Source organism: Bacillus sp. AP50 (assembly GCF_040492675.1).
GTDB lineage: Bacteria > Bacillota > Bacilli > Bacillales > Bacillaceae_G > Bacillus_A > Bacillus_A cereus.
In genome coordinates, this window is sequence record NZ_JBEUTW010000406.1 from 1 (window position 1) to 7,465 (window position 7,465).

Here is a 7,465-nt window from a genome sequence, read left to right on the forward strand (position 1 = left end):
CCCCATTTCCCACTTAAAAATATTTTCATCCCATGTATAGTAAATCAACTGAAATAAATATATATACAATAATTATTTAACCTCTAAACGAAACCAGTTATTCAATCCGTATACTAATGTAACTAAAGCTCCTATCATACCAAAAACAACAATATTTATACCAATTGACGAACCAAATAAAACAGCCATCATTGACACCATCAGTAATAGCATAGCAATACTATTTATCTTAATTTCTACTACATCGCCATCCTTTACTTTCTTTTCTTTACTTCCAAAAAAGAATTGTTTTACTTTAATATTCGCTTCATCTAATTCAAAAGGAAGCGTATATTCTTCGTTATTCTCAAGTTTCATTACTACTTCGTTATCTACCTTTACAGCAACTCTTGCTGCTCCTCCCATTACCCCTGTTGCTCTTATTACTTTAATACTCATGCTAAATCTCCTCTCCCCCTATGACTTCTCCATGTCATTCATTTTTGTAATTCTTCTCTTATGAAATCCTTGAATGTAAAACAAAAAATGTATTTGTATGACACCGAAATCTTTTACGCTATACACCCATTTCTCGTTAAACAAAATATTCCAACAGAAATTATAACAAGTTCCTGCAAATTTTTTTGTCAAATTTTGTCGTGTTTACAAAAAAAGAGACTCTTACATATAGTAAAAGTCTTTTCTATCATTACCGTGGCTGTAACGTTAACATTTTCCCTTCTATTCCCGCTGTATTCAGTGTAGTCGTATGATAAATCATCTATTTGATCATGATACCAATCCCTTCTAAAAGGATAAAAATCCTCTTCCCCCTAATTCGCTTCTATTATGAAAGAACCTTTTGAAACATTGAAAAACCCCCTTCATTTTCCTACCAATGAAGGGGGTTTTTCTTATCGTTCGCTACGCCAACTTTCATTATGCCCAAGATTTGAATCTGTCGCTACTTGCACATCATATAACATTTCACTAAAGAAGCGTTTATCTACTTCTTTTGGTACAATGCGTCTTTCATCATCAATCTCATCGTATTCATATGAACCACGATTCACTGTACCTGCTTTATAAAATTGAATGTCAAATACACATACATCTTCTTCATCTTCATAACCAATCGGCGCTCCGCTAAATGACAATTGCACGCCTAATCCGGTACGAGTATCTTCTTTGTAAAATGTATAATACACACCGCCATCTTGAACAGACCCACGGATCCATCCAAGCTTCGTCATCTTACCGAATAACGAACGACCATTTAGTAAAATACCGCCAAATCTCTCAATAGCACTCTCATCATTCTCTTCTACTACAAACACTGGACGCTCAATTTGTAGGAACGGCTGAACAATTCCCGCACTTTCTAATTGCTCTTTCCATAATTCCTTCTCCGCCCCAGACAATTCTAACGGATGAACGAAACCAATAACAGTGCCAGATGAAAGTTCATAACTCTTCCCGTCAATTGTACAGAACACGCCACCTTCTGCATAACGGAATACCTTCAGCAACTTCCCTTCCTTATACTCACCCCAAATGAGTGAAATAGAAAATTGCTTCATAATTGGATTATCCATAAATACAGACTTCCATGCATTATGTGACCAATAACGCTTTAATGAAAGTGCCGTTTCCAATCGTTGTTTTTGCATGGAAAGAGTATTTCGGAGTTCCTTCTTTAAAGAGGCTAATTCTTTTTTAGCCTCTTCAGCCTTTTCTACATCATCTTTTGCATTCGGCTTTGGAAGTGACTTCATACGTTTTCCTTCTTCTGTCTCTAATTCAATTTTTGACTCTGTAGTTAAAATGGCAGTAAAACTTCGATTCCCGAAATCAATTATTTTTTCACCATGTATAGTAAAGCCAAGGTCCGGCACCAATTGATCTTCCAGCTCTTCCTCTGTTATACCACGTGTTTTCGCAGCAAGACTTAGCGCTTCTTTTGCTGCATTACGTACTTGCTTATGTTTATATTTAAATGCTATTGCATGAATAGACATAAGTGCAAGCTTAGATGAAGACAAACCTAAAGCACGAACGGCATCCGCTGCTATCTTTCCTCTCATTTGAAGCACCCATTCATCAATTTGCTTTATAAGTATGTCGACCATTTTGTCGTCACTATACATTCCGTATAACGAAAGAATTCCACGTTTCTTCACATCTGCGTCTTGAGAAATCCATATTTGATATATTGTTTGCACATATTCTTTTAAGTCCTCTTCATTTAAAGCTCTACCAATTACTTCTGCTGTTTCTTTCTTCTCAATAACAGCATCTGAAATATACTGTTGTAAATAGGCTAACGGAATTGCAGCATCAGCAATTTCATCAGAGTCACGTAAACGGATTTGTGGCTCATCCCCAATCAATTGCAGAAGTGAATTTCTTGTTTGTTCAGTTAAAATACGTGCACATAGTTCTTCTATCTTTTCTTCCTCCGTTTGAAATAAAAACGAGAATTTTCCTGCGAAAGATTCATTTTTACTTTCTTGCAAAGCTTCCTGTACAAGTTTCGTATATTTTTCAAGCTTATACTCTATAAGTATTTTCATCACATTTTCACGAACAATTTTCTTTTTATTATGAAGTTCAACTGCTACATCTGCTGCAGCTTCTACATCTTTTGAAAGCAGTTTAACTACAGACTCACGCATTTTTTTAGATGAATCTCCTAAGCTTTTAATTAAAATTGGACGCATTTTAATCATGTTATCCTTTGCTAACTCTTCTAAAATATATGCTTTGGCCACAGCAGAATACTCATCAAATCGTTCAATGATGTACGCTTGTTCTTTTACAATTACACAAACAAGCGCTTCCTTCGCCTTATTTCGCTCTTCACTGTAGCATGCAGCTTCTTCAACTGCATAAGCGATAAGCTTTTCCTTACTTAATCCATACGAAAGCAGATTTTCTAATACTTGTTTCGGCTCTACTCCTCTGACAGAACATTCGTAAAGAAGTTCGTATAAATTAACACTATCTTCATCTCCAAACTGTAGTGTAAGTACAGCTTCCCTCTTCGCTACATCATCTATATCCCAAAGAAGCGCAACCTCTAACACCGGCATACCCCAATACCTACTTCTATATTTCGGATTTTTAAGTATTTGCTCCATATCCTCAAGTGACAATTTCCCTAGTAAATAATCACGATATGTATCCCGCACTGTAGACAATTTTATTTGCAAAGCAGCAACAAAAAATTCTTCTCGCATTTTCCCTATATTTAGCTCATATCCTTTTTCAGCTAACGTTCGTGCGATGATGAGATAATTCATTTTACTTACATATTGCAAAGTACGTTGAATAAATTCAGGATCTTCCTCCAACATAAAGCATAGCAATTCATATTCATACGTCTTACAAAAATCCTCACTATTTAAATCATGTTGCCTTAGACGATGCGCAAAAAATCTTTCCTTAGAAATCCAAAACTGTGTACAAAAACTTTGAATTTCTTCATATGTTTCTCTATTTACACTACCAGTTTTTTTGTAGTTTTGAGACTGACCGAGAGTGTGACACATATAACGTGTTGCATAGTTTATAAAACCCCAAACATTTTTCTTCGCCAATATTTCAATATATCGCCTCGCAACATTCGAATATTTATGAACACAAAATAATAGCCGCCAAATATGTTCCGGTAAATTCCCACCTATAAATACTTCACTATCATCTTTACCTTTTAAATACCGTTTAACTGCTTCAACCTTTTCCTTTTCCCCTAGCAGTTTCAATATAAATTCTGTATGTTCTTCTAACCTCTCATTCAATAAAGAACTATATGTACGAAACTTTTCATAATCTACATCAAACATTACAAGAAGTAATGTTACTTGCTGGTTAGTTGGTAAAGTATGTAATTGTCCCTCTATATAGTTCGGATTCTCTCTTGTTAACTCTCTAAGAAAAACATCTGCTTCATTCACATAACTTGAAATACTGGATAAATATTTACATGCGATTGCTACAAGTTTGTCCAAAGGAAGTGCACTTTTTTCTAAATAAATCTTCATTTTAGAAAAACTGACATGCGCAAAACGGACTACAAGAACATTTAATAATTGCTCCTCGAGTATATGGTAAAATAATCGAAAAAAATCCGGATCTTGTTTATGCACTTTCCTAAAATCGTTTATAAATCGCTCCGCAAAATCGCTTCTTTTTTGATCACGAATTGTCGTTAGTTGAATATCTTTTAAAATCTCTTCTTCTTTTGTCTGTAAATATCGTTGTGATAATTGTTTCTGTTCTTCTGTCATATTAATATATTGAAACAACTCAGATGTACTAGTAGTCAAACTTTGTACCCTCCGCATCTTTTTATCTATTATAAAAATACCCTTATTTAATGGTAGTATAGCATAAATCTCACAAAAACGAACATACATTCTATGTTAAGTTAATGTAAATTAAAATACACTACTCAAAATACATTTCCTTCTCTCTAAACTTCCCATTACGCACTTCTCCCCACTAAAATCCTTTAATTTTTCACTACACCAATTCCTCAAAATCCCCTTCACATAAGCTAACGTTTTCTTATTATTTTCAAACGCAATTTTAAGTACCTCTAACACTTTCTCTCCAGAAAGTCTTTGTATCCAATTCTTCAATTCCTTCACAATATATGGGGATAAACTACTAATATTTTGTTCATAAAACTTATAAACTTCACTATTTGGAACGTCCTCTTCTATGGTTTCCACCTCTATCTCTTCCGCTTCTCCTTTCTCTTCAATAACTACTTGTGAACTACTATTATCCTCTTCTTTTGGCATACCAAAATGCTGCAATAATAATGGAATCTTGTATTCTTCTTCAAGGCATTTACGTAAAAATATATGTATGAACTCATTACTTTTTATAGTCTTTAACTCACGTAATACGCACTTCTCCACATTCGTATTTGAAATAGGGTTATAGTGTAACCAATTTATTATGAATACCTCTTTCGTTTCCGTATCATATAAAATCTTTCCATACTCAACAAACCTGTTTAGCAACTTCTCAACAGTCTCCATACTATAACCTGTTTCAAGCTCTGCCACACGCTTCGGTAATATGTAAATACCACATTGCTTTGTTTTCGTACCAGTTAACAAATATATGTAAAAATAACGCTCCTCTGGCGTTAAATCTAATATGAATTCATCTTGCCAAAAGTTCACCTGCACATTACGGTATACCGCCATATGTTTCCCTCCACTCTTTGCTAGTAAATAGGAAAATTTTAATCCTTCATTATAAAGATAGGCATGCGGGAATGGTTTTGGCATTCGAATTACAATTTTTTTACTACTACAACGCCGGTTTCATTTTTTCGCGCTTGTTTTGTTCTTGTTTTTGTTTTTGTTTTTGTTTTTTCTTAGTGATTTATTACTTGGTAGGGGCTTATAAGGGGCTTGGAAGGGCATTCTACATTACATACAATTTGTTCTTCCTACTAAATAGGAGCTATTCCAAATTATTATTTTGGATAGCTCCTTTCAAATTCTTCTTATTTTTTACTTCTACCAATGTCAGCTTCTACATACCATTTATTCTGCTATTTGCGGACAGTACAACTCTCATTTCAAAATTCGGTGAATAAACTGCTCGATTGCAATGCGAGTGGCCCTCACTGATTAAAGTTTCCTTTTATTTTTGCATTGAATCTAACATCTTCACAATAAAGGCAGCTGCCTGACCACGAGTTGCTGTACCTCGGGGATCAAACTCATTATTTCCAATACCATTAACTACCTTTAGACTGTATAATCGTTGAACCGATTCTTTATATGTTATTAAATGCTTATCTGTAAATGGTAATGCTACTAACTCACCTGTAATTCCTTTATATCGTAATGCTTTGTCAATCATAATAGATACTTCTTCACGAGTAATTGGTGAGTTAGGATCAAAAATCCCTCCACCACGACCATTAATAATTCCTACACTTGCACAACGTTTAATACCGTCATGAAGTGATGGATGTGCCTCATTAATATCTACAAATGACTTATTTCCCTCTGGTAGTTTAAGAGCATTCGAGATTAATTTCGCAAACTCCGCTCTCGTTACATTTCGATATGGCGCAAATACACCATTACCTTCGCCTTGCATAATACCTAGACTGTTTAATTTACGAATATGCTCTTCAAACCAGCCACCTGTAATATCATCTTTTGGTTTTTGTACTTCTTCCTTAGGCTTTTGTACTTCTTCCTTTGGTACATTGTAGTTAATTTTAATCCAGCTTGGGTCATAGAAAATCCATTCTCCATTACCTACTTTATACCAACCATTTTTAACCGCTAATACTTTGTAACAATCTCCGGTTGAAGCTTTACGTACAACACGATGTTCAATACCCGCATCACTACGTACATTGATGCCACTACCATTTACCACTAGTTCCATGCTAGGTTCAGCTGGATTATTTTCATTTGGATTAAATGAGTCATTTTTATCTTGTAAAGGCGTATCAATCTGCGCATTTATATTTGCATACCACTGAATTCCTTGTACGAAACCAGCCCAATTACCACGTGAAATTAAAATGTCAGGACATTTTTTCCCGCTCCATTGTTGATGCTTGTAAATATGATCTGCACCAATTCCTTCTTTGTTCATTAAATAACCTGCAAGTCGTTTTGCATTTTCTAAAGCTTTATTGTAATCACCATCTTGGTTAACCGCGATCTCGATACCGATAGACTCCCTGTTTCCTGATCCATCTCCATCTCCTGCATGCCAACCATTTTCGTTTGTTGGTAAGTGTTGATAAATTTGTTTATCGTCTACAGTAAAATGCCATGAAGCTGTTCGGAAAGTGCCTTCAGTTGCTTGCTTGTATAAATATTTCGCATGATTTTCAGCATTAGCACCAGCGGCTGTATTTGCGGTCTCATGAATTGTAATGTAACGTGCTTTCATCGGATTTGCAGGACGAATATCAGGATTTCCTGCTGGAACAATCCACTCCACAAATGGAACTCCTGCAAGTGTTCCATATTTCTTCGTACTCTGTGCACTATATTGAATACCTCTTGGCTTTGCAACAGGTTTCATTTGACGATCAGATCCATCATTTCGACCATCTACAGATTCAAATGCCTTTTCAATGTTTGAAATAGCTTCCTTTTCTGCTACTTGTCCCTTCTTAGCATCTTGCATTTTGTTTAATTCTTCTGTTTCATCATGTTTATGCTTATATTCTTCTAAAAGCATTTTTTCATTTTCAGATACTTCTGCTTCGTTAATTTGTACATGATCAGGAACTTCCAACTTGAAATTAGAATAATTTAATCCGCTCGTTCCATGTTCTCCCTGGGCAATATTAAGTTGATCAGTTTGAGATTTGTTTATCTCTTCTGCTGATGCTGATAAAGGTACACTCCCTAAAATCACTAGACTTGTTGATAGTGCGATTACTTGTTGTTTGATTGTCTTATTCATTATTATAATAAATACATAC

General features: G+C 35.0%; 4 protein-coding genes. All 4 read right to left on the bottom strand.

The window, feature by feature from the left end; all coding sequences use genetic code 11:
- Positions 1-72 precede the first annotated feature (72 nt).
- On the bottom strand, positions 73-438 hold the full coding sequence (locus ABWK52_RS23375) for a hypothetical protein (RefSeq protein WP_000025025.1): 366 nt from the start codon (positions 436-438) through the stop codon (positions 73-75).
- Positions 439-893: 455 nt separating this feature from the next.
- Complete coding sequence (locus ABWK52_RS23380) at positions 894-4,307, bottom strand: DUF4132 domain-containing protein (RefSeq protein ID WP_098541068.1); 3,414 nt, start codon at positions 4,305-4,307, stop codon at positions 894-896.
- Positions 4,308-4,418: 111 nt separating this feature from the next.
- Positions 4,419-5,201 (bottom strand): DnaD domain-containing protein, encoded by a 783-nt coding sequence (locus tag ABWK52_RS23385; protein WP_098541070.1) that lies wholly within the window; start codon positions 5,199-5,201, stop codon positions 4,419-4,421.
- Between the two features lie 445 nt (positions 5,202-5,646).
- On the bottom strand, positions 5,647-7,465 hold a 1,819-nt coding region (locus ABWK52_RS23390), incomplete at its 5' end, for an S-layer homology domain-containing protein (protein WP_353772171.1).